The sequence below is a fragment of the Pseudomonas sp. FG86 genome (genome assembly GCF_057808775.1).
The window spans coordinates 36,825-63,464 of record NZ_JBMDIS010000034.1 but is presented as its reverse complement, the minus strand read 5'-3'; the positions used below and the strand labels follow the sequence as shown (position 1 = coordinate 63,464).

Sequence of the window (26,640 nt, the reverse complement as noted above, 5' to 3'; positions counted from 1 at the left end):
GCGGTGGATCGGTTACAGATGAGCTGACTGACACGCCACCATCGGGGGCAAGTGCGAACCGTCGCACCACCCCCCCACATTGACTATTGCGCGGCCGGCAGCAGGAACCGTGCAATCACCGGCAGATGGTTGGAAATACGCAACGTATCCTCCTGCCGTACCTTGGCCTCCACTCGCTTGATCCGCGAGCTGTAGAACAGGTAATCCAGGGTGCGATCCGGGCCATCGATATTCGGGTCATTGGGAAAATGCGTCAGCCATTTCTCACGATCAATCCCGCTGGATTCGCTGTTGCTTGGGATCATCGGGTACTTATCCCACAGCAAATGCAGCTCACTGTCCGGCGAATACTGGCCGCGCTTGCCGGCGTCCAGGCGCAGGAACTGCCCCAGCGGCAGCAGGTTGAAATCCCCACCAATCAACCACGGCGTGCCACGGCTTTCGAACTTATCCAGCAGCTTCACCGTTGCCTGCACTTGCTCCAGCACGGCTGAACGCCCCGGCGCGTCGCCATCCAGGCGGGTATTGAGTACCGCCAGTTGGCCGCCATCGCTCAGCGGCAGGTAGGTCAGCAGCAACGCCGGCTTGGGTTGGAACTGCCGGCTGATGATATTGGCGGGCGGTACCGGCAATTGCAGGCGCTCGGCGTGTTCGATCTGGTAGCGGCTCAATGTCACCAGCTTGCGGCCGACGCTGCCGAAGATATGCAGGTTGGGGATAAAGTCGGCTTTCCAGTCGAAGGCCTGGGCACTGCACGGGTAGAGGTCGACCAGTCGCTCTTGCAGCAGCGCCACCTGGTCCTGGTAGTGGGAGGGCTTGGCGCCTTCGTCAAGTTCCTGCAACAACAGGATGTCGGGTTGCTCGTCGCGGATGACCCGCGCCACTTCGTCGAGGCTGAAAGCCATGTCTTCGACGGTGGGGCGCTCGTCCGGTCCGCTGCCGTCAGCGCTGTCGTACCAGAACACGTAGTTCTTGCCGGCCAGGTATTGCACGTTCCAGGTCATGACCTTGAGCGCCTGCCCCGGCAGCAGGGTCGGCGCACGGGGCGCGACACAGCTTACGGGCAGGGTTTCTTTGTCGGCGGGGCGCCAGGTCAGGCTGTAGATCAGGGCCGTCAGCAGGCCCGCAAGGATCAGCAGGCTCAGCAGGGTGATGCGCAATAAACGGGTCATCGGCTCGGCTTATAGCGTTTCAGGGGTGACACGGAGCATATCACCGCGCGTCGGCATCGCCACCGATCAGCATGAATAAACGGAACAGCACCACACTGGTAAACAATTGCAGGAAGCTATGGGCACTGTCGATCAGCAGGCCCAGCAACGGCGCGGGCTCGGGATACGCCGCCACGCTGGCCCCCTTGAGCAGCCACAGTGGCGTCATGACGCACAGCAGGCACACCAGGATTCGCCAGAAATGCCCACGGGTCAGGCGGAAACTTTCCTTCATCGCCTCCAGCGCCGACATACCGCGCAGCACCAGCAGGTACTCGGCAAACGCCAGCACCACCATCAGCCACAGGCCCGGCAGGAAATACAGTGACAGCCCGAGCAAGATCAGCAGGGTGCTCATCGCCGTCAGCAAGGCGAAGCGTGGCCACAGGGTCAGGGCCATGGCCCATACATCCTTGGTGCGCGGTGACTCGCCACGGGTGCGGGCGTCGAGGAACAGGATCAGTGCGCCGGTGTACAGCGGGTACACCAGCAACCCCACCACCACGCTATAGCCAGGGAAGGCGTCCGGGCCGAGCGTGTGGTCGAGTACCTGTTGCAACAGGGCTTCGAGGATCACCAACGGCAGGCACAGTTGGACGATGGCACCCAGGTTGCGCTGGGTAAAACGGAAGGAGTCGCGCAGTACGTCTAACGGATTCATCAGAGTCATCACAGGCCGAAAAAAAGCAGGGGCACACTTTAACCGATAGGTGCCGTAGGCAAGCAAACGTAAACCTTGAGTAAAGATCATTGAAACAACTGGTAACACCCCCATAACTGACATACACCGGCCCGATCATAGGCCGGCCCCTGTTTTTTACCGGCAATCTAACGAGGTCGCCATGAATAGCGAAGAGCAAACCCTGATCGATGGACTGTTTTCACGGTTGCAGCAAGCCGAAACGGACTCAGCCCCCCGCGACGCCCAGGCCGAAGCGCGGATCAAGGAGCACATGACTCGCCAACCGGCCGCCGGGTATTACATGACCCAGTCGATCCTGGTACAGGAACACGCACTCAAGAGTCTCGACGAGCAGAACAAGCAGCAGGCACAGCAGATCCAGCAACTGCAGGATGAGTTGCAGCGCGCCAAGTCCCAGGCCGCGCAGCCGGCCCCGAGCAGCGGTGGCTTCCTGTCGAGCATCTTTGGCGGCGGTTCCCGGGATGCACAACCGGCCCCGAGCGCCCCGGCATCTTCGGGCGGCGGCTGGCGTGAACCGGCACGGCCTTCGTTTGGCCAGCCTGCGCCACAACAGAACTACGGCGCACCGCAGCAGAACTATCAGCAGCCTCAACAGCCTGCCGCGCCGATTGGCAGTGGTTTTCTCGGTGGCGCGCTGAAAACGGCCGCGGGCGTGGCCGGTGGTGTGATGTTGGCCGAAGGGATCAGCAGCCTGTTCAACCACAACTCGCAACAGCCGCAAGTCGTGGAAGAAATTATCCGTGAAGAGCCGGCACCGGCCAGCGATAACAGCAACTGGGGCAACGATGACCAGAAGTTTGCCGGCAATGACAGCTGGGGCGGCGGCAACTCCGACAGCTTCGCCGACAACGATTATTCCGACGACGACTCCTCCTTCGGCGACGACGACTCCTTTGTCTGACGCAACCAGACCGGGGCGCTTGAACATCCCGGTCTGATTTTTCCCGGAAACTTTCCTGTGGCTGGCATACTGGCAACCTTTCCGGGCCTTTGGGTCCGGGGTCCAAGTGGCAGTCATGGGGAAGTGCGGTGAAGAAAATTGCAGTGTTCGCCGATGTACAAAACCTCTATTACACCGTGCGCCAGGCGTACGGCTGCCACTTCAACTATGCCGCCTTGTGGGCGGACATCAGCTCGCGCGGGCAGATTGTCGAGGCGTACGCCTATGCCATCGACCGTGGCGACAGCAAACAGCAGCAGTTCCAGCAGATCCTGCGCAACCTCGGCTTTACCGTAAAGCTCAAGCCGTATATCCAGCGCAGCGACGGCTCGGCCAAGGGCGACTGGGACGTGGGCATTACCATCGACATCATGGACGCTGCCGACCACGTCGACGAAATTGTGCTGGCCTCCGGCGACGGTGATTTCGACATGCTGCTCGACCGTATTATCCACAAGCATGGCGTCGAAGCCGTGGCCTACGGCGTACCGGGGCTGACGGCCAACTCACTGATACGTGCCGCCAGCCGCTACGTGCCGATCGAAGGCGCGTTGTTGCTTAAATAAGCGCAGCGGCTCAATAAATAAATGGTTAGACGGAGTTGGAACAGGTTTGGAACGTATAGCGGTCATCGACTTTGAAACCACCGGCATCACCCCGAGCAGCCACTGCCGGGCCACGGAAATCGCGGTGGTTATCCTCGAGCGCGGGCAGATCGTGGACCGCTACCAGAGCCTGATGAACGCAGGCGTGAGAGTGCCGGGCTTTATCGAACAACTGACCGGTATCAGCAACGCCATGCTGCGCAGCGCCCCGCCGGCCGAGCGGGTGATGAACGAAGTCAACGAGTTCGTCGGTACCACGCCGCTGATGGCGCACAACGCTGCGTTCGACCAGAAGTTCTGGGACTTCGAACTCGGCCTGATCCGCCGCACCCGCCTGCAAAAATTCGCCTGCTCCCTGCTGCTGGCCCGCCGCCTGATGCCGTCTGCGCCCAACCACAAGCTCGGCACCCTCAACACCTACGCCCAACTGCCCCACACCGGCCAGGCTCACCGGGCGCTGGCGGATGCGGAAATGGCCGCCAACCTCACGGCGCACCTGGCCCAGGAACTGCGGCGCACCCATGGCTTGCGCGAACTGTCCCACGACCTGCTGTGCACCCTGCAGAAAGTGCCGGCGGCGAAGATCAATGAGCATTTGAAGAAACATCGCGGGTTTTGAGCCAGCCACAACTCCAAGAACACCGAAGTTCCAAGTGTGGGAGGGGGGTTGCCCCCGATGCAGCGGGTCAGCCGGTACATCTGGTGACTGACACTCCGCTATCGGGAGCAAGCCCCCTCCCACAGTTGACCGAGTAGCCCGTACTGCATGCGGTCTATTGTGGGAGCTGGCTTGCCTGCGATGGCGTCGGCAGGGCCTGCCTGCAAGTCAGGGAATAAATGCCATTACCGATGCGGGTGATCCCGAACCGCCTTCCAGCCCTAGTACCCCTATCACTAACGTGGCGCCCTTGGCCGGAAGCCGGTCGAGGTGGGTCAGGCATTCCAGCACAATCCCATTTCCGGCCAATATCGCATGGTTTGTCGCGAAGGCGGTGCTTTGCCCTGGATCAACCCCGTGGGTATCAATGCCAACCCCGGCAATCTGGCGCTGTTCAAGCAAAAACCGAATCGCCGCTTCACCAATCCCAGGGAAGTGTGAGCCTTGCGCGTCCTGCCCAAAAAACGCTAACGGGTCGTTCCAGAGGTGTTGCCAGCCGGTGTACATCAGCACCACCGAGCCAGGTTCGATAAGACCGTGTTGACGTTCCCACGCTTCAATATCCTGTGGGCTGATTTCGTAATCTGGATTGCTCCGGGTTTTACCGTGCACATCGATCACTACCGCGGGCCGCACCAAGTCTTCGGGTTGATAACCATCAATTCCCATCCCGTCGGCATAGAAACTGTTCGGCGCATTCATATGGGTGGCGCTATGTTCGCCCAGGCTGAAACGCCTCAGGAAATAGCCGTCCTTATCCAGCGACGCGACGTCTTCAAACACCACGGGGGGATCGCCCGGCCACAGCGGAATACGCCGGCTGATCGGGTGGCTGAGGCTGACGACCTGGCTATGTTTAACCACCGTTTTTGCCCTCCAACTGCGCCAGCGGCACTCGCCGCTCTATCGCGCTCGACAAAATAATCGAGGTCTTGCTGAACCCGAACTTCGCTATCCGGTTGATCAGATTCTCCAGCTCCGGCATCGACCCCACCGCCGCTTGCATGATCACGCACGGATCGCCCGTGACGCGGTGGCACTCGGTCAGTTCGGGAATTTCCGCCAGGGCGTCGTAAACCTTCTGGCTGCCATGGTTGGTCAACCGCAGTTCGATCACACACTGAATCGGCAAACCCACTTTGGACAGGTCTACCTTGGCCTGATAACCGGTGATCACGCCGCTGGCCTCAAGCTTGGCCACGCGTTCGGCCACGGCGGGGGCGGAGAGGTTTACTGTGCGGGCCAGTTGCGCGTAAGAGGCACGGCCGTCTTCGAGCAGGGCGCTGAGGAGCATGCGGTCATATTTGTCCATGAAAAGGCTCCAACGCCAGGTGGCTTTCGAAAGCATGGTTTATAGCCCTCATAACCATGCTTTGAAAAGTGTATGGGCGGTTTAAACAGGTTTTGTAACTTATGTTTAAGCACATGCCTTTTTAGAATAAGCATCTCTTATATCTGCCTTCGAGCCGCCCAATGCCTGGCCCACGTCGCTTTTCCTTACCGTTGATCGCCGCCTTTTTTGCGCTGTATGTGATTTGGGGGTCTACCTACCTGGTGATTCGCATCGGCGTGGACTACTGGCCGCCATTGTTGCTGGCGGGGATTCGGTTCTGCACGGCGGGTGCGCTGATGTATGGCTACCTCAGATGGCGCGGGGTGCCAGCGCCGACATGGCCACAATGGAAGGCCGCCGGGATGATCGGCATTTTGCTGCTCACCTTCGGTAATGGCGGCGTCACGTTGGCCGAACATGCGGGCGTGTCGTCCGGCGTGGCTGCCCTGGCGGTGGCGACCGTGCCGCTGTTCACCTTGCTGTGCGGGTATTTCTGGGGCGCGCGCAATACGCGGCTGGAATGGGCCGGGGTGATCCTGGGGATTGTCGGCATCGCCATGCTCAACATGGGCAGCACCCTGCAATCAAGCCCGGTGGGCGCCGCCTTGTTGCTGTTCGCGGCGGCATCGTGGGCATTCGGGTCGGTGTGGAGTCGGCAGTTATCGCTGCCCCAGGGCGCCATGGCCAGTGCTGCGGAAATGCTGGTGGCGGGCGTGACCCTGTTGATCGGCAGCGCGCTTTCCGGTGAGCACCTGCAGGCCATGCCGCCACTGGAGGGTTGGCTGGCGTTGGCCTACCTGACGGTGTTCGGCTCGATCATCGCCTTCAACGCCTATATGTATCTGCTCAAGCACGTCCGCCCGGCTGCGGCGACCAGCTATGCCTATGTGAACCCTGCGGTGGCGGTGTTGTTGGGGATTGTGTTCGTCGGCGAGACCATCGGCCTGGAAGAAGCCTTGGCGATGTTGGTGATCATCAGTGCCGTGCTATTGATCAGCCTGCCCCAGTGGCGCAAGCCCAAGCCGGAAATAAGGTAAACTGCCGCGCATTACGCCCTTGCGCTGAATTTTTCCTACGGTAACTACATGACTTTCGCCACCCTTGGCCTGATCGAACCCTTGCTGCGCGCCCTTGAGACGCTTGGCTACCAGACCCCGACGCCGGTGCAGGCGCAAGCGATTCCGGCGGTGCTGGCTGGCCGCGACCTGATGGCGGCGGCCCAGACCGGCACCGGCAAGACTGCCGGTTTCGCCGTGCCGCTGTTGCAACTGCTGACCATGGAAGGACCGAAAGTCGCCGCTAACTCGGTGCGCGCGCTGATCCTGTGCCCGACCCGCGAACTGGCCGAGCAGGTTCACGCCAGCGTTGCCGAATACGCCCAGAACCTGCCGCTCACCACCTACGCGGTGTACGGCGGCGTGAGCATCAACCCGCAGATGATGAAGCTGCGCAAGGGGGTCGACGTGCTGGTCGCCACCCCTGGCCGGCTGATCGACCTGTTCCGCCAGAACGCGCTGAAACTCAATCAGCTGCAAACCCTGGTGCTGGATGAGGCCGACCGTATGCTCGACCTGGGCTTCTCCGAAGAACTGGCGAACATCTACCGCATGCTGCCGAAAAAGCGTCAGACCCTGCTGTTCTCCGCGACCTTCTCCGATGACATCCGCCTGCTCGCCGGGCAGATGCTCAACGACCCGCTGAGCATCGAAGTCAGCCCGCGCAACGTGGCCGCCAACACCGTCAAGCAATGGGTGGTGCCGGTGGACAAGAAGCGCAAGGCGGAGTTGTTTGTGCACCTGATGCGCAAGGGCCGCTGGAAGCAGGTGCTGGTATTCGCCAAGACCCGTAACGGCGTGGATGCGCTGGTGGATAAGTTGCAGGGCCTGGGCATCAATGCCGATGGCATCCACGGCGACAAGCCGCAGGCCACGCGCCAACGTGCGCTGGATCGTTTCAAATCGAGCGATGTGCAGATCCTGGTGGCCACTGATGTGGCGGCCCGCGGCCTGGACATTGAAGACCTGCCGCTGGTGGTCAACTTTGACCTGCCGATCGTGGCCGAGGACTACATCCACCGTATCGGCCGTACCGGTCGCGCGGGCAACACCGGCGAGGCGATTTCCCTGGTGTGCGCCGATGAAGTGAACATGCTGTCGGCCATCGAGATGCTGACCCGCCAGACGTTGACCCGCAAGATGGAGCCGGATTTCGAACCGGAACACCGCGTGCCCGACACCGATGCCAGCGGCCAGGTGGTGAAGAAACCGAAAAAACCGAAGAAGCCCAAGGCGTCAGGTGGTGGCGGTGGTAAGCGCAACCTGGGCAAGTGGGTGGACAGTGGCGAAGTGGCGCCGTCGGAGCCTTCGATCAAGCCGGTGCGTAAGGTGCCGGTGTTTAATACTGGGCCGCGTAAGAAAAAGTGATTTTGCGGTGTGGCTGATGGCCTCATCGGGGGCAAGCCCCCTCCCACATTTTGATGTGTGAATACATTCAAACTGTGGGAGGGGGCTTGCCCCCGATGGCGGCTTTGAATTCACCACGAATATCAGCGGTTAAGCCACTCCAACATCCCCCGCCCAGCCGCCCTGCCACTGGCAAAACACCCCGTCAGCAAATACCCGCCGGTCGGCGCTTCCCAGTCCAGCATCTCCCCCGCACAAAACACCCCTGGCAATTGCTTGAGCATCAACCGCTCATCCAACGCTTCAAACGGCACACCACCGGCCGTGCTGATGGCTTCATCCATCGGCCGTGTCTTCACCAAGGTCAGCGGCAGCGCCTTGATAGCCGCCGCCAACTGCGCCGGATCATTGAAGTGTTCGGCGGGTGCCAACTCGCGCAACAACGCCGCCTTGACCCCATCCAACCCCAACTGACTGTGCAAGTGCTTGCTCATCGAGCGCGAACCACGTGGCTTGGCCAACGCGGCATGGACCTTGTCCAACGGCTTGCTGGGCAGCAAATCGATATGCACCGTGGCCGAACCTTTCCGGTTGATCGCCTCACGAATCGGCGCCGACAGCGCGTAGATCAAGCTGCCCTCGATACCGCTGGCGGTGACCACGCATTCGCCGAGGCGGGGTTTGTCATCGCCCAGGCCGATGACGACATTTTTCAACGGTGCGCCGGCGAATTTGCTGACCATCAATTCGCTCCAGGCCGACACCTCGAAGCCGCAGTTGCTCGGTTGCAACCTGGCGCAGGGCACGCCTTTATCTTCCAGCAATTTGAGCCAGGCGCCGTCAGAGCCCAAGCGCGACCAACTGCTGCCGCCCAGCGCCAGCAACACGGCAGCACTGTGGATGGTTTTTTCGCCGTCCGGGCTGTGGATAAGTAAATCCCCCTGCGCATTCCAGCCCTGCCAACGATGCCGGGTGTGGATAACCACGCCTTGGTCGCGCAGGCGCTTGAGCCAGGCACGCAGCAACGGGGCGGCTTTCATGTCGGTGGGAAATACGCGGCCGGAGGTACCGACAAACGTCTCGATGCCCAGGCCATGAATCCATTCGCACAGTGCTTCAGCGCCAAATGCCCGCAATAACGGCGCCAGGTGGGGGGCCCGTTCGGCATAGCGCGAGAGGAAAGCCGGGTAGGCTTCGGAATGGGTGATGTTCATGCCGCCCACGCCCGCCAGCAGGAATTTGCGCCCCACCGACGGCATGCCGTCGTACAGGTCGACCCGCACCCCCGCCTGGCTCAAGACTTCAGCGGCCATCAGCCCGGCGGGGCCGCCGCCGATGATGGTGACGTGTTGAGGAGAGGTCTGAGGCATGGGCAGGGCTACGGTCGCTTGAATAGGCCGAGCATTCTACCCGACGGCAGCGTGGCTGCCTGATCAAAAAACGTACACTTTCCTACAGGCCATGCGGCTACTCGCTTTCAGCCCCTTACGCTCAAGTTATCCACAGCCCGTTCCACAGGCATTGTGGGTAACGCCCAGGGTTCAATGACAACCTGATGACGTCCACACCCGTTGCGCGCTGTGGTGCAGGATGCCATGACGGCGCGCCAGGGCTGGGCGATCCTTGCTGTAGCCGCCGCCGATCACTCCCATCACCGGGATGTCGCGACCCAGGCAGTGGCGCATCACGCTTTCATCGCGGGCGGCGACGCCTTCGTCGGTCAGCTTGAGGTAACCGAGGGCGTCGTCCTTGTGTACATCGACGCCGGCGTCGTATAGCACCAGGTCCGGCTGGTACAACGGCAAAAGGTAGTTCAGTGCATCGTCCACCACCTTGAGGTACTCGGCATCGCCCATGCCCATGGGCAGCGGGATATCCCAGTCGCTCTGGGCCTTGCGGGCCGGGAAGTTCTTCTCGCAGTGCAGCGACACGGTGATTGCGTCCGGCGTGTCGTGGAGGATGCGCGCGGTGCCGTCGCCCTGGTGCACGTCGCAGTCGAAGATCAGCACGCGGTTGACCCGCCCGCTGGCCAGCAGGTAATGGCTGATCACCGCCAGGTCGTTGAAGATGCAAAAGCCGGCCGGATAATCATAATGGGCGTGATGGGTCCCCCCCGCCAGGTGGCAGGCCAGGCCGTGTTTCAGCGCCTGTTCTGCCGCGAGTATCGAGCCGCCGACCGCGCGCACGGTACGCCGGGCCAGCGCTTCGCTCCAGGGCAGGCCGAGTCGCCGTTGGTCTTCTCGGGACAACTTGCCGCTCATGTAGCGTTCGATATACCCAGGTTCATGGGCCAGGCCCAGAATCTCTGGCGGGCACAGTTGCGGGCGCAGCAACTGGCGGTCTTCGGTCAGGCCGCTGGCCACCAGGTGGTCGCGTAACAGGCGGAACTTGTCCATGGGAAAGCGGTGATCCGCGGGGAACTCAGGGCTGTAGTCATCGTGGTAGATCAATGGCAAAGGCATGGGATTTTCTGACGGGAACCTGCGAGGGATCTTAACAGCGCTGTACACTCACGCACATGGCAAGGGGAGGGGACCCGTGGAGCCGATACTGGAATTGGAAAGCGCGCGCCTGGTGCTGCGCCAATGGCGTGACAGCGACCTGCCGGCGTTTGCGCAAATGTGTGCCGACCCGCAGGTGATGCGCTATTTTCCCGGCCTGCTGGACCGCCTGGAAAGCGCCGCGCTGATCGGCCGGATTCGTGGGCATTTCGCTGAATACGGCTTTGGCCTGTGGGCCTTGCAGCGCAAGGACAGTGGCGAATTCATCGGCCTGACCGGGTTGCAGAATGTCAGTTTCGAAGCCGGTTTTACCCCCGCCGTGGAAATCGGCTGGCGCCTGGCCCGCGAGCATTGGGGCCTGGGCTACGCCAGTGAAGCGGCCTGGACGGCGCTGCGCTGTGGTTTCGACCGCTTGCAGCTGGATGAAATCGTCGCGTTCACCACCGAAGCCAATCTGCCATCACAAAAAGTCATGCAGGCCATCGGGATGCATTACGATCCCCAGGCGGATTTCGAACACCCCAAGGTCGCAGCCGATAACACGCTGCGCCATCATGTTTTGTACCGCATCACCCGCGCCCAATGGTTGGACACGCTGCACGGATAAGCAGCCCGGAATGCCCAATAGACCCCTGTAGGCGCGAGCTTGCTCGCGAAGAACGCAAGAGCGCTGCGGTAGACCAGAAGCGCGGCGTTATCGTTAACCACCTTCGCGAGCAAGCTCGCGCCTACAGGTAGATACCGTTTTGCTCTGAGGAGAGTTTGAATGAGCCAAGTATTGGAAGATCTGGTGGACTTGCTGACCCTGGAACCGATCGAGGAAAACCTCTTTCGCGGCCGCAGCCAGGACCTGGGTTTTCGCCAACTGTTCGGTGGTCAGGTGCTCGGCCAGTCGCTGTCGGCCGCCAGCCAGACCGTAGAAGAAGCGCGCCACGTGCATTCCCTGCACGGTTATTTCCTGCGCCCTGGCGACGCGGCCTTGCCGGTGGTGTATTCGGTGGACCGCGTGCGTGATGGCGGCAGTTTCAGCACGCGTCGGGTCACGGCGATCCAGAAGGGCCACCCGATTTTCACCTGCAGCGCTTCGTTCCAGTACGACGAAGAAGGCTTCGAACACCAGACCACCATGCCGGTGGTGGTCGGCCCGGAGAACTTGCCGTCGGAGCTGGAACTGACCAAGCAGCGTGCGCACCTGATCCCGGAACACATGCGCGAAAAGTTGCTGTGCCCCAAACCGATCGAAGTGCGCCCGGTAACCGAAAAAGACCCGTTCAACCCGCAGCCGTCGGACCCGGTCAAGTACGTGTGGTTCCGCGCCGACGGGGCACTCGCCGACGCGCCGGCGCTGCATAAATACCTGCTGGCCTACGCGTCGGACTTCGGCCTGCTGACTACCTCGCTGCTGCCCCATGGCAAGACGGTGTGGCAGAAAGACATGCAGGTCGCCAGCCTTGACCATGCGCTGTGGTTCCACGCCGACCTGCGCGCCGATGACTGGTTGCTCTACGCCATGGACAGCCCATGGGCCGGCAACTCCCGTGGTTTCTCCCGGGGCAGTGTGTACAACCGCGCCGGGCAACTGGTGGCGTCGGTGACCCAGGAAGGCCTGATTCGCCACCGCAAGGACTGGGCATGAGCCTGGCCGACGTTAAGCATTGGGTGTTCGACATGGACGGCACCCTCACGGTGGCCGTGCATGATTTTGCGGCTATTCGCGTGGCCCTGGAGATTCCACCCGAGGATGACATCCTCACCCATCTCGCCGCTTTGCCGGCGGACATCGCCGCGGCCAAACATGCCTGGTTGCTGGAACATGAGCGCGAGCTGGCGCTGGGCTCCGTCGCGGCGGACGGTGCGGTGGAGCTGGTGCGCGAGCTGGCCGGGCGGGGTTATCGCCTGGGGATCCTGACCCGCAATGCGCGGGAGTTGGCGCATATCACCCTGGAGGCTATTGGCCTGGCGGACTGCTTTGCGGTCGAGGATGTGCTGGGACGTGACGATGCGCCGCCCAAGCCGGATCCGGGTGGGTTATTGAAATTGGCGGCGGCGTGGGATGTATCGCCGAGCGAGATGGTGATGGTCGGGGATTACCGCTTCGACCTCGACTGCGGCCGAGCGGCGGGGACCCGAACGGTGTTGGTCAACCTGCCGGAGAACCCGTGGCCCGGGTTGGCGGATTGGCATGCGCAGGATTGTGCGGCATTGCGCCGGATGATCTAGCCCAAGCGACGAATATCAAATGTGGGAGGGGCGGTGCGACGATTCGACTTGCCCCCGATAGCGGTGGATCAGTTACAGATGCTGAGACTGACACACTGCTATCGGGGGCAAGCCCCCTCCCACATTTTGAACAGGTTTCGTCAGTTATCGCTTAAACAGTACTTTCTGGCCTTCTGGCGAAGTAAACATCCCATCCCCGTCATGCCCAACCCCCGGCACTTCCACCAGCGTCTGGCTCAACTGCGGATGGCGTTGCTTGAGGTAGTCAAAATAGTTGTGCCCACGAATCAGCCGATACGCGCCCTGGGTCTCGGCTTCGCAGCTTTTATCCAGTGCCGGGTGGTTCGGGTCGGTGTCCTGCTGGCCCAGCAGGTAGGTAATGTCGCGTGACACGTAGGCCCGCTCAAGCTGCTCGACGCCTTGGCCTTCAGCATAGGCGGGCAGGTGTTGCATGCCGTATTTCCAGTCGTTGAATCCAGGGCAGTCGGCCACGTTGAATTTCACCGGGCGTTGCGGGCTGAAGTAGGCGTAGGACGACGGGTTAGCCACCACATACCGCAGGCGGATGCCTTCGGTGTGCAGGGCCGGGTGGTCGTGGCCGGTGAGGGCGAAGCGCTGTACCACCTGGCCTCCGCCGGAATGGCCGGCTACCACGATCTCTTTGAGCGCCGGGAACAGTGTGCGGTTGCCCAGGTGCTTGATGATCTGGTCCAGGGCGCCGAAGGAGCTGACAGCGCCCGGCCCCACCGAGGGCTCGCCAGCCATCCAGTCGTTGCCCCTCCAGCGCAGGACCTGATTGTCCAGATGGTTGCGTTTTACGTCTGAATCATTGAGAAACTGCGGCGCGATCACCAGCGTCGTGGCTCCAACCCCGGCGTGTTCAGCAGCGTCTTCGCCACTTTGCAGGTAGGTCTGCGCATTGCGCAGCCGACCATGCACGATGATCAGGGCTCGGGTGACCTGGGGCAGGGGGCTGGCCCAGTCCTGGCTCAGGCCCAGGCTGAGGTCGCCGGCCGGCAGGTGAAAACGATCGGGACTGACCACCTTGACGCCATGCTCTTTCTCGGCCGCCCAAGTGGTGGTGGAGCAGGTCAGCCATACGCCCAGCAGCAATCCCAATCGGTTATTCATCTAAAGACTCTTGGCCGTAAACGTGTCGCATTGAGTGATCTGGCCCTGGGCGAAGCCAGTCTTGAACCAGCGAACCCGCTGTGCCGAGGTGCCGTGGGTAAACGAGTCCGGCACCACGCGCCCTTGACCCTGTTGCTGCAAACGGTCATCGCCGATGGCGTTGGCCGCATTCAATGCTTCTTCAATATCGCCGGGCTCCAACCAGTTCAGGCGCTTTTGCGCACGGTTGGCCCATACCCCGGCAAAGCAGTCGGCTTGCAGTTCCTGGCGGACCAGCAGGCCGCCGTCGCCTTGCATCTGTCGGCCTTGCTGGCGTGCAGCCTGGATCTTCGCCGAGATGCCGAGCAAGGTCTGCACGTGGTGCCCGACTTCGTGGGCAATCACATAGGCCTGGGCGAAATCACCCGCGGCCTGGAAGCGTTGCGACATCTCCCGGAAGAAGTCGAGGTCGAGGTACACCTGCTGGTCGGCCGGGCAATAGAACGGGCCGCTGGCCGAGGTCGCCCCACCGCAGGCGGAATTGACCCGGCCACGGAACAGAATCAATTTCGGGTTCTTGTAGGCCAGGCCGTTTTCCTGGAACACCTGGCCCCAGGTGTCTTCGGTATCGCCCAGTACGGCCCTTACAAAATCGGCTTGCTCGTCATTGGCCGGTGGCGCCTGGCGCGACTGTGTACTCACCGAGGGGGCCTGGTCCATTTGGCCGGTCAACTGGCCAAGGATCTGCAGCGGGTCCTGGCCTGTCAGCCAACCGATGCCGACGATCAGCACAATCGCCGTGAGGCTCAGGCCCTTGCCGCCGCCAAAACGCATGCCCCCACCACCGCCGCCGCCACTGTCGTCGCGGGCGTCCACCACGTTGTCGCTGCGTCGGCCTTTTTTCCATAGCATGGGAGCAATCCTCTTGATAAACCTGCTGTAGGCGCGAGCTTGCTCGCGAAAAACGCACAAACACCGCGTTTAACCAGATTGCCCGCGTTATCGTTAACGAATTTCGCGAGCAAGCTCGCTCCTACACTAATTTAGTGTCTGATTATGGTCGGTATTAACGGCAATAGCCTTCGCCGGTGGCGACGATCAGGCAGTCCTTTTTATCCGCCAGCCATTTCAGCCCGGTCGCTTCGCCATCTCCGGCGCGCAGCAGTTGCGGGCCGTCCGGGCGGGTGAAGGCAATACCGCCGTCGGCCGCTTCCCCTTTAAAGGTGCCGGAGTCGCCTGCGTCAAGGCCGTATTGCATGGTTAGAACGTAGTGGCCTCGGCCGATGCTGTCGTCTTTGGCGATGGTCAGGTTCAAGCCTTCAACACCGATCCACTTGCCGACCCATTGGTCAGTGGGCGGGGTTTGCGGCACCAGAGTGGCCTGCACGGAGGCTGGTGCAGGTTTGGGGGCGACCTTGGCTTCCTGGTTGCAAGCGGCGAGCAGCGCAACGGCGCAGAGAAGAAAGAGGGTTTTTTTCATAACGGCAGGGCCTTGGCTAAAAAGTGTGCAACGCGGGAGCGAGCGTGCAGCGTTAGACTCGATTCCCGTGATTTAGTGCGCTGTTCGCACGTTGTTTGGTTATGCTCTTGGGGCAGACTCCCGCCCGGCTGCTAGATTACCGGGTTGAGCGCCACTTCGTTCAGTGCTCAGCGTTCCGCTCGCCAAGCCAGAGAATTCAATGACTGTCAGTACCCCGCTTTCCGGCGTCAACCATCCCTTCAAAGGCATCCTGCTGATTGTGCTGGCGACGTTTCTGTTCTCCAGCCATGACGCCCTGTCCAAATACCTGGCCGGGTTCTACCCGATCGTGATGGTGGTGTGGGCGCGCTACCTGGTGCACACCTTGCTGATGGCCGGGATTTTCCTGCCGCAATCGGGGCTACGCGTGCTGCGCAGTAAACGCCCGGGGATGCAGGTCGTCAGGGCCTTGTGCCTGCTGGGCACCAGCCTGTTTTTCACCTCGGCGCTGCATTTCATCCCATTGGCCGAAGCCACGGCCGTGAACTTCCTCGCGCCGATCCTGGTGACCGCGCTCTCGGTGCCGCTGCTGGGTGAACACGTGACCCGCGGCCAATGGCTGGCGGTGGTCTGCGGGTTTGTCGGCGTGCTGGTGATCATCCACCCCGGCGGTGAGTTGTTCACGCCTGCGGTGCTGCTGCCGTTGTGCTCGGCGCTGTTCTTCTGTTTCTACCAACTGCTGACGCGCATTCTCAGCCAATACGACACGCCGACCACCAGCAACTTCTTCGCCGGGCTGTGCAATACCTTGGTGATGAGTGCGATGGTGCCGTTCTTCTGGCAGGTGCCGAGCCTGTGGCACGGCGCGTTGATGCTAGCACTGGGTACCTGCGGGATGACCGCACACTTGATGCTGACCCAGGCGTTCCGCTTTGCGGCACCGGCCTTGCTGGCGCCGTTCGGCTATTGCCAGATCGTCTTCGCGGGGTTGTTGGGGTGGCTGGTGTTCAACCATACCCCCGATATGACCACGGTGGTCGGCATCGGGGTGATCTGCATGAGCGGGTTGGCCGCTGCCTGGCAGCAGCGGCGGCGTTGATTACACGGCGACGGTAGGAATCTTGCGCGGTGCCATGAAGTACATCCAGGTCAGCGCGATGAAGTACATCGCCGGGATCAGGGTGAACAGCACGGTGTAGTTGTTGTTGGTCACAGTCAGGATGTGGCCGACGATCTGGGTCATGAACATACCGCCGATGGCCGCGCACATGCCGCCGAAACCGAACACCGTGCTCATCATGTGCTTGGGCGTGTAGTCCATCACCAGGCTCCAGATATTCGCGGTCCAGGCCTGGTGCGCGCCGATGGCCAGGGAGATGGCGAACACCGCGACCCACAGCTGGCTGGAACCGGCCGCCATGATCACGCCGACGATGCAGCAGGCGAACAGCAGCATCGACAGCAGCCGCGCCTTGATCGAGTTCATCCCACGGCCGATCAGGAACGACGACAGAATCCCGCCCCCTACGCTGCCGAAGTCGGCGGTCAGGTAGATGATGATCAGCGGAATGCCCATCTGGGTCACGTTGATGCCCAGGTTGTATTGCTGGTTCAAGAACGGCGGCAGCCAATACAAGTAGAACCAGAACACCGGCGCCGTCAGCGCGTAGGCGAGGGCGAAGGCCCAGGTGCCGCGCATGCGCAGGATACGGCTGAAGGGCACGCGGGGTTGTTCCGGTTCGACTTCCTGTTGCACGTAGTCCAATTCGGATTGCTTGACCGTTGGATGGTCTTCCGGGTTGAAGTACTTCAAGCCCCAGAACAGCAGCCAGATGGCGCCCAGTGCCGACATGCACAGGAACGCCGCCTGCCAGCCCCACACGTGCAGGATCAATGGCAGCAACATTGGCGTCATCATCGCGCCGACGTTGGTGCCGGCGTTGAAGATGCCGGTGGCTACTGCGCGTTCGCCGGCCGGGAACCACAGGCGGGTGGTCTTGACGCAGGCCGGGTAGTTGGCGGCTTCGGTCAGCCCGAGGATAAAGCGGCAGACCATAAAGCCCAGCGCCGAGGTGGCCAGGCCGTGGGCACCGGTGGCCAGGCTCCACAACAGTACCGCGCAGAAGAACACGCGCTTGACGCCGACGCGGTCGATCAGACGGCCTTGCAGCACAAAGCCAATCGCATAACCGACCTGGAACCAGAAGTTGATGTTGGCGTAGTCCATCGCCGTCCAGCTCATCTCTTTGGCCAGGATCGGTTGCATCACGCCAAGGGCGGCGCGGTCGATGTAGTTCAGGGTGGTGGCGAAGAACACCAGGGCCAGCATGCCCCAGCGGGTTTTACCGACGGCCAGTGCGCCGCGGATCTTATCGCCGATACCGGCGTGCGGGGTGGCCGGGCGCGCGGCCAGGACGGAGTTTTGCGAAGGCATGAGGGAGTACCCGTTTTTTTTGAAATTTTTATGGTGTGGTCTGGGTCTTGTTGCGTGATCGATGGTGCGCAGTGGCTAAAAAATCGTCAATTCGCCAACCACCATTGTGTTCGATAATCGCCCTAAAAACTAACCGGTTCGTACATTTCAATTGCTGTGAGCAGTTTGGCAGCCAATAATTTGCCCTAAATAAGACGAGCCTCAAATGCCGGGAGTCGCCCCATGCAACGCTCTATTGCCACCGTTTCCTTGAGCGGAACCCTGCCGGAAAAACTCGAAGCCATCGCGGCTGCCGGGTTTGATGGCGTTGAAATCTTCGAAAACGATCTGCTGTATTACGACGGCAGCCCGCGAGAAGTCAGGCAAATGTGTGCCGACCTGGGCATTGCCATCACCTTGTTTCAGCCGTTTCGTGACTTTGAAGGTTGCCGCCGTGACCGCCTGGCCCGCAACCTGGAGCGCGCCGAACGTAAGTTCGACCTCATGCAGGAACTGGGCACCGACCTGGTGCTGGTGTGCAGCAATGCCTCGGCCGACTGCGTAGGCGATGAACGGATTTTGCTGGATGACCTGAGCCTTCTGGCCGAGCACGCCGGCCGCCGTGGCCTGCGTATCGGTTATGAAGCGCTGGCCTGGGGCAAGCACGTGAACACCTGGCAGCAGGTATGGAACCTGGTGCGCCAGGTCGATCATCCGAGCCTCGGCGTGCTGCTCGACAGCTTCCACACCTTGTCGCTCAAGGGCGACCCCAGCGGCATCGCCGAGATTCCCGGCGACAAGATCTTCTTTGTGCAAATGGCCGACGCGCCGATCCTGGCCATGGATGTGCTGGAGTGGAGCCGGCATTTTCGCTGCTTCCCCGGCCAGGGTGAATTCGACCTGGCGGGTTTTCTGGCACCGATCATCCAGAGCGGCTACACCGGGCCGCTGTCCCTGGAGATTTTCAACGACGGATTCCGCGCGGCACCGACCCGGGCGAATGCTGCCGATGGCCTGCGCTCGTTGCTGTACCTGGAGGAGAAAACCCGCCAGCGCCTGGCGCGGGAACAACCCGCCGCGCCGGTCGATATCTTGTTCGAAACCCCTGCCGCCAGCGAGTACGACGGTATCGAGTTCCTCGAATTTGCGGTGGATGAAAGCCTCGGCGCCAAGCTGACCCAATGGCTGGAGCGCCTGGGCTTCGTCAAGGCTGGCCAGCACCGCTCCAAGAGCGTCAGCCTGTTGCGCCAGGGCGATATCAACCTGATCCTCAATTGCGAACCCTATTCCTTTGCCCACAACTTCTTCGAGGCCCATGGCCCGTCGTTGTGCGCCACCGCGATTCGGGTCAAGGACAGCGCCAAGGCATTGCAGCGCGCGGTGGCCTACAAGGGGCAACCTTATCGCGGCCTGGTGGGCCCCAATGAGCTGGAACTGGCGGCTGTCCGTGCGCCGGACGGCAGCCTGATCTACCTGGTAGACCCCAGCGAAGGCGGGTTGTACGACACCGATTTCAACCTGCAACCGGTCAGCGCCTCCAGCGGTGGCCTGCTGCGTATCGACCACATGGCCATGGCTTTGCCCGCCGACAGCCTCGACAGCTGGGTGCTGTTCTACAAGAGCCTGCTGGATTTCGAAGCCGATGATGAAGTGGTGTTGCCCGACCCTTACGGCCTGGTGAAAAGCCGCGCGTTGCGCAGCCGCTGCAGCTCGATTCGCCTGCCGCTCAATATCTCCGAGAATCGCAACACCGCCATTTCCCACGCACTGTCGAGCTATCGCGGCTCGGGTGTGCATCACATTGCCTTCGACTGCGCGGATATTTTCGCCGAGGTACGCCGCGCCAAGGAGGCGGGCGTGCCGTTGCTGGATATCCCGCTCAACTACTACGACGACCTGGCGGCGCGCTTCGACTTCGACGATGAGTTCCTCAGCGAGTTGGCGTACTACAACGTGCTGTATGACCGCGATGCCCAGGGCGGTGAGCTGTTTCATGTGTACACCGAGCCGTTCGAAGGGCGGTTCTTCTTCGAAATCATCCAGCGTAAGAACGGCTATGCCGGCTACGGTGCGGCCAACGTGGCGGTGCGCCTGGCGGCGATGGCCAAGTCGCGCAGCGGCGCGGTACGCCAGGCTCGGTTGTAACCGGTGGCCAGGTGCTTCCTTCGGGGAGCGCCTCGGCCCATAATCGCGGCCTGCACAATAAAACCGGCCGTGAGCGCACCATGACCCTGACTCCCGATCTCTCCGCTGTGTCAGACGCACCGCGCAAGAGTCGCAAGAACAATCCGGAAAAGACCCGCGAGAACATTCTCCAGGAAGCCGTTGTCGAGTTTGTTCAGCAGGGTCTGTCCGGCGCTCGCGTGGATGCCATCGCCGAGCGCATCCATACCTCCAAGCGCATGATCTATTACTACTTCGGCAGCAAGGAGCAGTTGTACGTCGAGGTGCTGGAGAAGCTCTACGGTGATATCCGCAACACCGAAACCCGCATGAACCTCACCGCCCTGGAACCCCGTGAGGCGATCCGGCGGCTGGTGGAGTTCACCTTTGATCACCATGACCAGAACGTGGATTTCGTGCGCATCGTCAGCATCGAAAATATCCACAATGCCGAGTACGTGAAGCGTTCCGACTCGATCAAGGCGATGAACAGCAACATCCTGGAAGCGCTGGGTGCGACGTTGCGCCGTGGGGCTGAGATGGGGGTGTTCCGGGCCGGGTTGGAGCCGCTGGACGTGCACCTGCTGATCAACTCGTTCAGCTTTTACCGGGTGTCCAACCGCCATACGTTCAGTGAGATTTTTCAGATCGACCTGTCGGATGAGGCGGTTAAGCATCGGCATCGGGACATGATTTGTGATTCGGTGTTGCGTTACCTGCAAGCCTGAAGTCAGCGCAGAAATCGTTGTGGCTTGCCCTAAATGCCGTTCAATTAAGGCTTTTTTTGTAGGAGCGAGGGGGACGCCTAGTTCTTGCTCGCGAAGAACTCACAGGCGCCGCGTTGATTCAGGAAACACGCGTTATCGTTGACGTTTTTCGCGAGCAAGCTCGCTCCTACAGGGGTTAGTTCAGTCCACTCATTGAGCCATTCATGCTTTGGAAGTGCGCCAGCATCCGCTGCGCATCCGCCACCTCACCACTGAACAGCTCAAACGCTTTTACCGCCTGAAACACCGCCATATTGCCGCCATCCAGGGTGCGGCAGCCCAAGGCGCGGGCATCACGCAGCAGTTCGGTTTCCAGCGGGAAATACACGATTTCAGCCACCCACAGTTCGGCTCTCAGCAGGGCAGCGGGCACCGGCGTGCCGGGCAGCTTGGCCATGCCCATTGGCGTGGTGTTGACCAAGCCGTCGGCCTCGGCCATGGCGTTTTGCAGGTCACTGCCCACCTGGGCGCGACCGCTGCCAAAATGTTGCGCCAGGTTATCCACAAGGTCCCGGGCGCGGGTGGCGTCCACATCGAACACACTCAATTGCTCGACACCCTCGGCCAGCAACGCGTGCGCCACTGCTGCGCCAGCGCCACCGGCGCCCATCTGCACCACGCGCTGACGCGGCACATCGTTGAGGTTACGGCGAAAGCCCTCGGCAAACCCCAGGCAATCCGTGTTGTGGCCAATACGTTTGCCACCCTTGAACACCACGGTATTGACTGCGCCAATGCCCCGCGCTTCGTCAGACAATTCATCAAGCAGCGGCAGGATCGCTTGCTTGCACGGGTAGGTAATGTTCAAACCGGTGAAGTGCATCCGCTCGGCGGCGTCCAGCAGGTCGGGCAGGGCGTCGAGAGTCAGTTGCAGCGGTTCCAGATCGATCAGTCGGTAGAGGTAGCGCAAGCCCTGGGCATCGCCTTCCTGTTCATGCAGGGCTGGCGTGCGGGAAGCCTGGATACCGGCGCCGATCAGGCCAGCGAGGACGCGCGGTTTCATCGAGCCGCCCCCTTGAGCAACTGGCTGAAATGTTCCAGGGCCAGGTGATAGCCATGGCTGCCGAAACCCGCGAGCACCGCCTTGGCGATGGGCGACACAAAGGAATGATGACGGAAGGCTTCACGGCCATGCACGTTGGAGAGGTGCACTTCGATCACCGGCACTTCACTGGCCACCAGAGCGTCACGAATCGCCACCGAAGTGTGGGTCCAGGCCGCCGGGTTGATCACGATACCGGCGCAACGGGTGCGGGCGCCGTGGATCCAGTCGAGCAATTCACCTTCGTGGTTGGTCTGGCGAAACTCGATTTTCAACCCCAGTTGCTCGGCGCTGCGACCACACAGGGCGGCCACGTCGGCCAGGGTTTCATGGCCGTAGGTCGCGGGCTCGCGGGTGCCGAGCAGGTTGAGGTTGGGGCCGTTGAGCACCAGCACGATGGGCGGCATAAGGGTCTCTCCACAGTTATTGTTGGTTGTGGAGATAAAATGTACTGAATGGTTAATTTGGTCAATTGGCGGCAGAGGATGTGTTCGATTATCGAACAGTTAATCCGGCCCTTCACCTGGCTGGATCAGATTAGATATCAATTGAAAGTCATTCTCGACAACGCTTAAGATGCTTGCCTGTTTCCTTAACATTCCAGGGAGTCGGTTTGTCGGACGTGGATCTCAAAGGCCTGTTTCTCAAGCATGCCGATACCTTGCGCGGGTATCTGGCGCGCAAGGTACGGGACCCGCAGTTGGCCGCAGATCTGGTGCAGGAGAGCTTCCTGCGCCTGGCGGAAAAGCCGGCCGGCGAGCGCATCGACAACTCCCAGGGCTATCTCTATCGAACGGCGAGCAATCTGCTGATCGACCATATTCGCCAGGAAGCGCGGCGCAAGACAGACTCCGTGCCCCATGAGGCGTTGGCCGAGATTGAAGATGAAGTGGCCGGGTTGGAGGCTCAGGCAATGGCGCAGCAACAGCGACAGGCATTGAAGCAGGCACTGGCGGAGTTGCCGGAGCGCACCCAGCAGATTTTCCGTCTCAACCGCATCGAAGGCATGACCCACGCCCAGGTCGCGAGGCACCTGGACATCTCTGACAGTTCCGTACAAAAGCACCTGGCCAAAGCGTTGGCCTACGTGATGCAACGCTTGCAGGAAGGCGAGAGGGCGCCATCCGACGAATGAGTTACCGAAATGCGCCACGTCAGACGTCACAGCGTTACATAACGAAAAATTCGAGATTCACACGTGAATAGCCAGGGTCCGCAACAGCACAGCATTACCGAGGCGGCCGCCGAGTGGGCGGTGCGCCTGCACGCCGGTGCCCTGACCGATCAGGAGCAGGCCGAACTGCAGCATTGGATTGCCTGCGACAGCCGTCATGAAGCGGCATTGCGCTTTGCCGAACAGACGTGGGCGGCACTGGGCGACGTGTACAAGGAACCGCCGGTGAACCGCCAGCGTTCATCAGCGGCGACGATGCCCGTGCGCCGGGCCAAACGGCGCAGGTCATGGCAACGTGCGGCGGCCGTCGCGCTGGTCGTGGTGGTGGCCGGTGTCGGCTGGGTGCGCGGGCCAGAGGTGTTGCTGCGCATGCAAGCGGATTACCTCACCGAGAAAGGCGAGGTGCGCACCGTGCAGCTGGCCGATGGCAGCAAGGTCGAGCTGGACTCCGGCAGTGCCATTCGCCTGGATTACGACGGTGTGCAACGCCGTATCAGCCTGCTCCAGGGCTCGGCGATCTTCGACGTGGCGCCGATGGTGGGCGAGGAAACCCGGCCTTTTGTGGTGCAGAGCGCCGGGGGGCAAACCCGGGCGCTGGGCACGCGGTTTGTGGTGGCACGCGAGAGCGACAGCCAGGCGTGGGTCGGCGTGCTGGAGCACAGTGTCGAGGTTTCCCTGCAAGCCATCCCGATAAAAGGCCCGGCCGACAGGGTGGTCAAGGAAGGCCTGGCCGCACGCTACAACCTCCAGGAAGGCATCGTGGCCATGGACCCCTTCGATGTGGAACGCGCCACCAGCTGGCGACGCGGCGTACTGATCTTCGATCGCCAGCCCCTGGCCAAAGTCATCGAGCAACTCAACCTCTACCGCCCCGGGCGTGTGGTGTTGACAGACTCGGCACTGGGCGATCGCGAAGTCAGCGGCGTGTTCCGCCTCGACATGCTCGACACCGCCCTCGGCACCCTCACCCAGGAACTTCAAGTGCAACGCTTTGACCTGGCAGGCCTCAGCCTGATCTATTGATTGCCCTGTAGGCGCCGGTTTGCCGAGCGATGTGCGGTGGTCTTTCTGACGTCATCGCCCGCAAGCCGGCTCCTACACATACCTCGCCTTGAAACCCGCCCTTTAGAAACTTTTGAAAAAGTCTTACTGACTTCCTGCGCGTCGCACGTCTTGCTAGGTGAGAAGCATTCGCATAAACAAAAACGCTCAGCGCAGGGAACAACAGAAATGTCAGCACTCAACAAGGGGCGTATCACCGCAAGCCGGTTAGCCCTGGCCATCCACGTGGGCCTGTTCGCCGCAGTGGCTCCAGTATTCGCCGCTCAGTCTCAGGCGAGTGCTGCGCAACCGGCGGTGCTGATGCTGGATATCCCTGCACAATCCCTGGGCAGTGCGGTGCTGGCGTTCGCCGACCAGGCCGGTCTGCAAGTGCTATTCGACAGCCAGCGCCTGGCGGGTTTGCAAAGCACTACGGTGAAGGGGCAGTACGGCGTGCAGGAAGGCCTGGCGTATTTGCTGGGGAATGCGCCCGTGGAGTATCGCTTCAATGGCGAGCGCCAAGTCACCCTGACCCGCGTAGAGCAGAGCGGCGCCGCTTTGGCGCTGGCGACCACCACAATCACCGGCCTGCACCCCAACGACTGGGTGTATTCATCGCCACGTTCGGTGAGTGTGGTGGGGCGTGAGCAATTGGATCGCAACCCGCCACGGCATGCCGCTGAGATGCTCGAGGAGGCGCCGGGCGTCTACTCGGCGGTCAGCCAGCAAGACCCTGGGCTGTCGGTGAATATTCGCGGTATCCAGGACTACGGCCGGGTCAATATGTCGGTGGACGGCATGCGCCAGAACTACCAGCAAAGTGGTCACCAGCAACGCAATGGCACGCTGTATGTCGACCCGGAATTGCTGTCGGAGGTGGTGATCGAGAAGGGCGCCACTTCCACGATGGGCGGCGCCGGGGTGATCGGCGGGGTGGCCAACTTTCGCACCGTGGAAGCGGCCGACCTGCTCAAGGGCGGTAAGGAAATCGGCGGGCGCATCCGCTTGACCACGGGGCTGGGCGGGCGCAGCAACGGCACGCATTTTATTGGCAGTTCGGCGTTTGCCGTGGGGACGGACGTGTGGGACATGCTGGTGGCCGCCAGTGAGCGTCATCTCGGTGATTACAAACCCGGGACTAAAGGCAGCATCGGTGAACTGCGCACCGGCAGTTCCTTCCTGCCGGCCAGCGAGGATCGGATCAAGAACTCCACCGTCGAGTACACCGGCTCGGTGATGCGCTCGCGCCTGCTCAAGCTCGGTATCAACCTGCCGGTGGATCAGCGTCTGCAACTGAGCTACCTGACCACCGAAGTCGACTACGACGACGTCAACATGATGACCGCCGAAAAAGCCCAGCTATGGGAAAAACTCGGCAGCAGCAACGTCACGGCGCAGAACTTCGCACTGGACTACAGCTACACGCCGGACAACCCGCTGATCGATTTCAAGGCCAAGCTTTACTACGTCGATACCCGCAATGACCAAACCACGCTGACCCGTGGCAGCAGCAAGGGCTACGACGTTACCTATCAGACCAACACCTATGGTTTCCAGGCGCAGAACATCTCGACCTTTGCCTTGAGCGAGCTGTCCGTGATCAAGGCCAACTATGGGCTGGAGTTTTTCTACGACAAGGTGCGGCCGGACTCCAACCAGATGGTGGCCGCCGATTCGGCGGTGACGGCCTCGGCGGCGGAAAGCATCACACCCAGGGGGGATCGGGCGATGGGCAGCCTGTTCGCGCGCCTGGATTACGACTACGACAACTGGCTGAACCTCAATGCCGGGTTGCGCTACGACCGCTATCGGCTACGCGGCGAAACGGGCTTGAACACGCGCACCTTCATCATCGGCACTACGCGGCAAATCGGCTTGCCCATGACCTATGACGTGGATCGGGAAGAAGGGCATTTCTCGCCCACCTTCGGTCTGTCGGTCAAGCCAGGCGTGGATTGGTTGCAACTGTTCGCCACGTACGGCAAGGGCTGGCGACCGCCGGCAGTCACTGAAAGCCTGGTCAGCGGCCGGCCCCATGGAGGCGGTTCGGAGTCGATTCTCCCTAACCCCTACTTGAAACCCGAGACGTCCACGGCGTGGGAGGTGGGCTTCAATGTGCTCAAGGAAGACCTGCTGTTCGCCGAAGACCGTGCGGGCATGAAGGTGTCCTACTTCAATACCCGCGTCGATGATTTTTCCTACATGGCCCTGGGCGTGCAGCCACCCGGTTATGGCATTGCCAATATCGGCAATGCGGCTTACGTCAACAACCTGGAGACCACGCGTTTTCGCGGCCTCGAATACCAGTTGGATTACGACGCGGGTTTCGCCTACGGCCAGGTCAACTACACGCGCATGCTCGGCAGCAACAAGTTCTGCAGCAAGACTGCGTGGTTGGGGGGTGTTACCAAGACCCAGAAGCGGCCGGGCAACCGCACGCCGGTGGACGCGATGGTGCCGGACGACGCGGCCAATGCCGCCGTGGGCTGCAATGCCATCCTCGGCTCCTCCGAGCACATGCCGATGGATCGCGGCACCGCGACCCTGGGGGCGCGTTTCTTCGAGCGCAAGTTGGATGTGGGGGTTCGCGCCCGTTATAGCGCTGGTTATTACGTGAAAGGCGGCGTCGGCGTGACCACTTCACAGACCGGCGTCTACCCCGCCGACTGGAAGCCTTACACCGTCTATGACCTGTACAGCAGCTACCGCGCTACCGACCAATTGACCTTGCGCCTGGCCATGGAGAACGTCACCGACCGCGCCTACCTGGTGCCCCTGGGCGATGTGCTGGCCTTCACCCTGGGCCGTGGGCGCACCCTGCAGGGCACCGTTGAATATCAGTTCTGACCGATTTTGCCCAGTGACGGGCAAAACCACAGCAGGCACCGGCTTGCTGCG

At 61.5% G+C, this 26,640-nt stretch carries 26 protein-coding genes; 14 read left to right on the top strand and 12 right to left on the bottom strand.

Annotation, left to right across the window (positions count from 1 at the left end):
- Positions 1 to 83 precede the first annotated feature (83 nt).
- Complete coding sequence (locus ACODSV_RS20855; RefSeq protein WP_150056156.1) at positions 84 to 1,172, bottom strand: endonuclease/exonuclease/phosphatase family protein; 1,089 nt, start codon at positions 1,170 to 1,172, stop codon at positions 84 to 86.
- A gap of 40 nt (positions 1,173 to 1,212) precedes the next feature.
- Positions 1,213 to 1,872, bottom strand: a complete 660-nt coding sequence (locus ACODSV_RS20850) for a YciC family protein (RefSeq protein WP_024077546.1) — start codon at positions 1,870 to 1,872, stop codon at positions 1,213 to 1,215.
- A 181-nt stretch (positions 1,873 to 2,053) separates the two neighbouring features.
- Here ACODSV_RS20850 and ACODSV_RS20845 point away from each other — a divergent pair, with 181 nt between their 5' ends.
- The 3 genes from ACODSV_RS20845 (at position 2,054) to ACODSV_RS20835 (ending at position 4,078) form a co-directional block, all read left to right on the top strand.
- Positions 2,054 to 2,815, top strand: a complete 762-nt coding sequence (locus tag ACODSV_RS20845; RefSeq protein WP_024077545.1) for a DUF2076 domain-containing protein — start codon at positions 2,054 to 2,056, stop codon at positions 2,813 to 2,815.
- Between the two features lie 128 nt (positions 2,816 to 2,943).
- The gene (locus tag ACODSV_RS20840; protein WP_024077544.1) at positions 2,944 to 3,420 is read left to right on the top strand and encodes an NYN domain-containing protein; all 477 of its coding nucleotides are present in this window, start codon (positions 2,944 to 2,946) and stop codon (positions 3,418 to 3,420) included.
- Between the two features lie 46 nt (positions 3,421 to 3,466).
- A complete protein-coding gene (locus ACODSV_RS20835) occupies positions 3,467 to 4,078 on the top strand; it encodes a 3'-5' exonuclease (protein WP_150056154.1) in 612 nt (203 codons plus the stop codon).
- 207 nt (positions 4,079 to 4,285) lie between these two features.
- Here the strand turns inward: ACODSV_RS20835 and ACODSV_RS20830 are convergent, their stop codons facing one another.
- Both ACODSV_RS20830 and ACODSV_RS20825 read right to left on the bottom strand, forming a co-directional pair.
- On the bottom strand, positions 4,286 to 4,981 hold the full coding sequence (locus tag ACODSV_RS20830) for a cyclase family protein (protein WP_150056074.1): 696 nt from the start codon (positions 4,979 to 4,981) through the stop codon (positions 4,286 to 4,288).
- The gene (locus ACODSV_RS20825) at positions 4,974 to 5,429 is read right to left on the bottom strand and encodes an Lrp/AsnC family transcriptional regulator (RefSeq protein WP_024077541.1); all 456 of its coding nucleotides are present in this window, start codon (positions 5,427 to 5,429) and stop codon (positions 4,974 to 4,976) included. Before ACODSV_RS20825 ends, ACODSV_RS20830 begins: the two co-directional genes overlap by 8 nt.
- A gap of 161 nt (positions 5,430 to 5,590) precedes the next feature.
- Here ACODSV_RS20825 and yedA point away from each other — a divergent pair, with 161 nt between their 5' ends.
- Positions 5,591 to 6,487 carry a drug/metabolite exporter YedA gene (gene yedA / locus ACODSV_RS20820; protein WP_024077540.1) on the top strand — a complete coding sequence of 299 codons (897 nt, stop codon included), beginning with the start codon at positions 5,591 to 5,593 and terminating at the stop codon, positions 6,485 to 6,487.
- Between the two features lie 48 nt (positions 6,488 to 6,535).
- Positions 6,536 to 7,873, top strand: coding sequence for an RNA helicase RhlE1 (gene rhlE1, locus ACODSV_RS20815; protein ID WP_024077539.1), 1,338 nt, complete (start codon positions 6,536 to 6,538; stop codon positions 7,871 to 7,873).
- 122 nt (positions 7,874 to 7,995) lie between these two features.
- Here the strand turns inward: rhlE1 and ACODSV_RS20810 are convergent, their stop codons facing one another.
- Together ACODSV_RS20810 and ACODSV_RS20805 are read right to left on the bottom strand one after the other, a co-directional pair.
- The gene (locus ACODSV_RS20810) at positions 7,996 to 9,222 is read right to left on the bottom strand and encodes a TIGR03862 family flavoprotein (RefSeq protein ID WP_150056387.1); all 1,227 of its coding nucleotides are present in this window, start codon (positions 9,220 to 9,222) and stop codon (positions 7,996 to 7,998) included.
- A 171-nt stretch (positions 9,223 to 9,393) separates the two neighbouring features.
- On the bottom strand, positions 9,394 to 10,314 hold the full coding sequence (locus ACODSV_RS20805; protein ID WP_150095536.1) for a histone deacetylase family protein: 921 nt from the start codon (positions 10,312 to 10,314) through the stop codon (positions 9,394 to 9,396).
- A 76-nt stretch (positions 10,315 to 10,390) separates the two neighbouring features.
- Here ACODSV_RS20805 and ACODSV_RS20800 point away from each other — a divergent pair, with 76 nt between their 5' ends.
- The 3 genes from ACODSV_RS20800 to ACODSV_RS20790 all read left to right on the top strand — a co-directional run bounded on the left by ACODSV_RS20800 (position 10,391) and on the right by ACODSV_RS20790 (position 12,573).
- A complete protein-coding gene (locus ACODSV_RS20800; protein ID WP_024077536.1) occupies positions 10,391 to 10,960 on the top strand; it encodes a GNAT family N-acetyltransferase in 570 nt (189 codons plus the stop codon).
- Between the two features lie 159 nt (positions 10,961 to 11,119).
- The gene (gene tesB, locus ACODSV_RS20795) at positions 11,120 to 11,989 is read left to right on the top strand and encodes an acyl-CoA thioesterase II (RefSeq protein WP_069077056.1); all 870 of its coding nucleotides are present in this window, start codon (positions 11,120 to 11,122) and stop codon (positions 11,987 to 11,989) included.
- The gene (locus ACODSV_RS20790; RefSeq protein ID WP_024077534.1) at positions 11,986 to 12,573 is read left to right on the top strand and encodes an HAD family hydrolase; all 588 of its coding nucleotides are present in this window, start codon (positions 11,986 to 11,988) and stop codon (positions 12,571 to 12,573) included. Before tesB ends, ACODSV_RS20790 begins: the two co-directional genes overlap by 4 nt.
- A gap of 144 nt (positions 12,574 to 12,717) precedes the next feature.
- Here the strand turns inward: ACODSV_RS20790 and ACODSV_RS20785 are convergent, their stop codons facing one another.
- From ACODSV_RS20785 to ACODSV_RS20775, 3 genes are all read right to left on the bottom strand, one after another.
- Positions 12,718 to 13,704, bottom strand: a complete 987-nt coding sequence (locus tag ACODSV_RS20785) for an alpha/beta hydrolase (protein WP_150054498.1) — start codon at positions 13,702 to 13,704, stop codon at positions 12,718 to 12,720.
- Positions 13,705 to 14,595 carry a KPN_02809 family neutral zinc metallopeptidase gene (gene ypfJ / locus ACODSV_RS20780; RefSeq protein WP_102624479.1) on the bottom strand — a complete coding sequence of 297 codons (891 nt, stop codon included), beginning with the start codon at positions 14,593 to 14,595 and terminating at the stop codon, positions 13,705 to 13,707.
- 154 nt (positions 14,596 to 14,749) lie between these two features.
- A complete protein-coding gene (locus tag ACODSV_RS20775; protein ID WP_150055910.1) occupies positions 14,750 to 15,163 on the bottom strand; it encodes a lipoprotein in 414 nt (137 codons plus the stop codon).
- A 199-nt stretch (positions 15,164 to 15,362) separates the two neighbouring features.
- On the opposite strand from ACODSV_RS20775, the gene ACODSV_RS20770 reads away from it, so the two are divergent.
- Positions 15,363 to 16,241 (top strand): DMT family transporter, encoded by an 879-nt coding sequence (locus tag ACODSV_RS20770; RefSeq protein ID WP_024077530.1) that lies wholly within the window; start codon positions 15,363 to 15,365, stop codon positions 16,239 to 16,241.
- Here the strand turns inward: ACODSV_RS20770 and ACODSV_RS20765 are convergent, their stop codons facing one another.
- Positions 16,242 to 17,576 (bottom strand): MFS transporter, encoded by a 1,335-nt coding sequence (locus tag ACODSV_RS20765; protein WP_024077529.1) that lies wholly within the window; start codon positions 17,574 to 17,576, stop codon positions 16,242 to 16,244. It abuts the gene before it with no gap.
- Between the two features lie 222 nt (positions 17,577 to 17,798).
- On the opposite strand from ACODSV_RS20765, the gene quiC reads away from it, so the two are divergent.
- Both quiC and ACODSV_RS20755 read left to right on the top strand, forming a co-directional pair.
- Positions 17,799 to 19,700: a 3-dehydroshikimate dehydratase QuiC gene (quiC, locus tag ACODSV_RS20760; protein ID WP_069077060.1), complete on the top strand. Its 1,902-nt coding sequence runs from the start codon at positions 17,799 to 17,801 to the stop codon at positions 19,698 to 19,700.
- Positions 19,701 to 19,780: 80 nt separating this feature from the next.
- On the top strand, positions 19,781 to 20,446 hold the full coding sequence (locus tag ACODSV_RS20755) for a TetR/AcrR family transcriptional regulator (protein WP_150055908.1): 666 nt from the start codon (positions 19,781 to 19,783) through the stop codon (positions 20,444 to 20,446).
- A 175-nt stretch (positions 20,447 to 20,621) separates the two neighbouring features.
- On the opposite strand, the gene ACODSV_RS20750 is transcribed toward ACODSV_RS20755, so the two are convergent.
- Positions 20,622 to 21,488, bottom strand: a complete 867-nt coding sequence (locus tag ACODSV_RS20750) for a shikimate dehydrogenase (RefSeq protein WP_069077061.1) — start codon at positions 21,486 to 21,488, stop codon at positions 20,622 to 20,624.
- The gene (gene aroQ / locus ACODSV_RS20745; RefSeq protein ID WP_024077525.1) at positions 21,485 to 21,934 is read right to left on the bottom strand and encodes a type II 3-dehydroquinate dehydratase; all 450 of its coding nucleotides are present in this window, start codon (positions 21,932 to 21,934) and stop codon (positions 21,485 to 21,487) included. The genes ACODSV_RS20750 and aroQ overlap by 4 nt, the downstream gene beginning before the upstream one ends.
- 206 nt (positions 21,935 to 22,140) lie before the next feature.
- On the opposite strand from aroQ, the gene ACODSV_RS20740 reads away from it, so the two are divergent.
- The 3 genes from ACODSV_RS20740 to ACODSV_RS20730 all read left to right on the top strand — a co-directional run bounded on the left by ACODSV_RS20740 (position 22,141) and on the right by ACODSV_RS20730 (position 26,589).
- The gene (locus ACODSV_RS20740) at positions 22,141 to 22,662 is read left to right on the top strand and encodes an RNA polymerase sigma factor (protein ID WP_024077524.1); all 522 of its coding nucleotides are present in this window, start codon (positions 22,141 to 22,143) and stop codon (positions 22,660 to 22,662) included.
- 63 nt (positions 22,663 to 22,725) lie between these two features.
- Entirely contained in the window at positions 22,726 to 23,724 is a 999-nt protein-coding gene (locus ACODSV_RS20735) for a FecR family protein (protein ID WP_150055900.1), read from the top strand.
- A 207-nt stretch (positions 23,725 to 23,931) separates the two neighbouring features.
- Complete coding sequence (locus ACODSV_RS20730) at positions 23,932 to 26,589, top strand: TonB-dependent receptor (RefSeq protein WP_069077062.1); 2,658 nt, start codon at positions 23,932 to 23,934, stop codon at positions 26,587 to 26,589.
- The last annotated feature ends 51 nt before the right edge of the window (positions 26,590 to 26,640 follow it).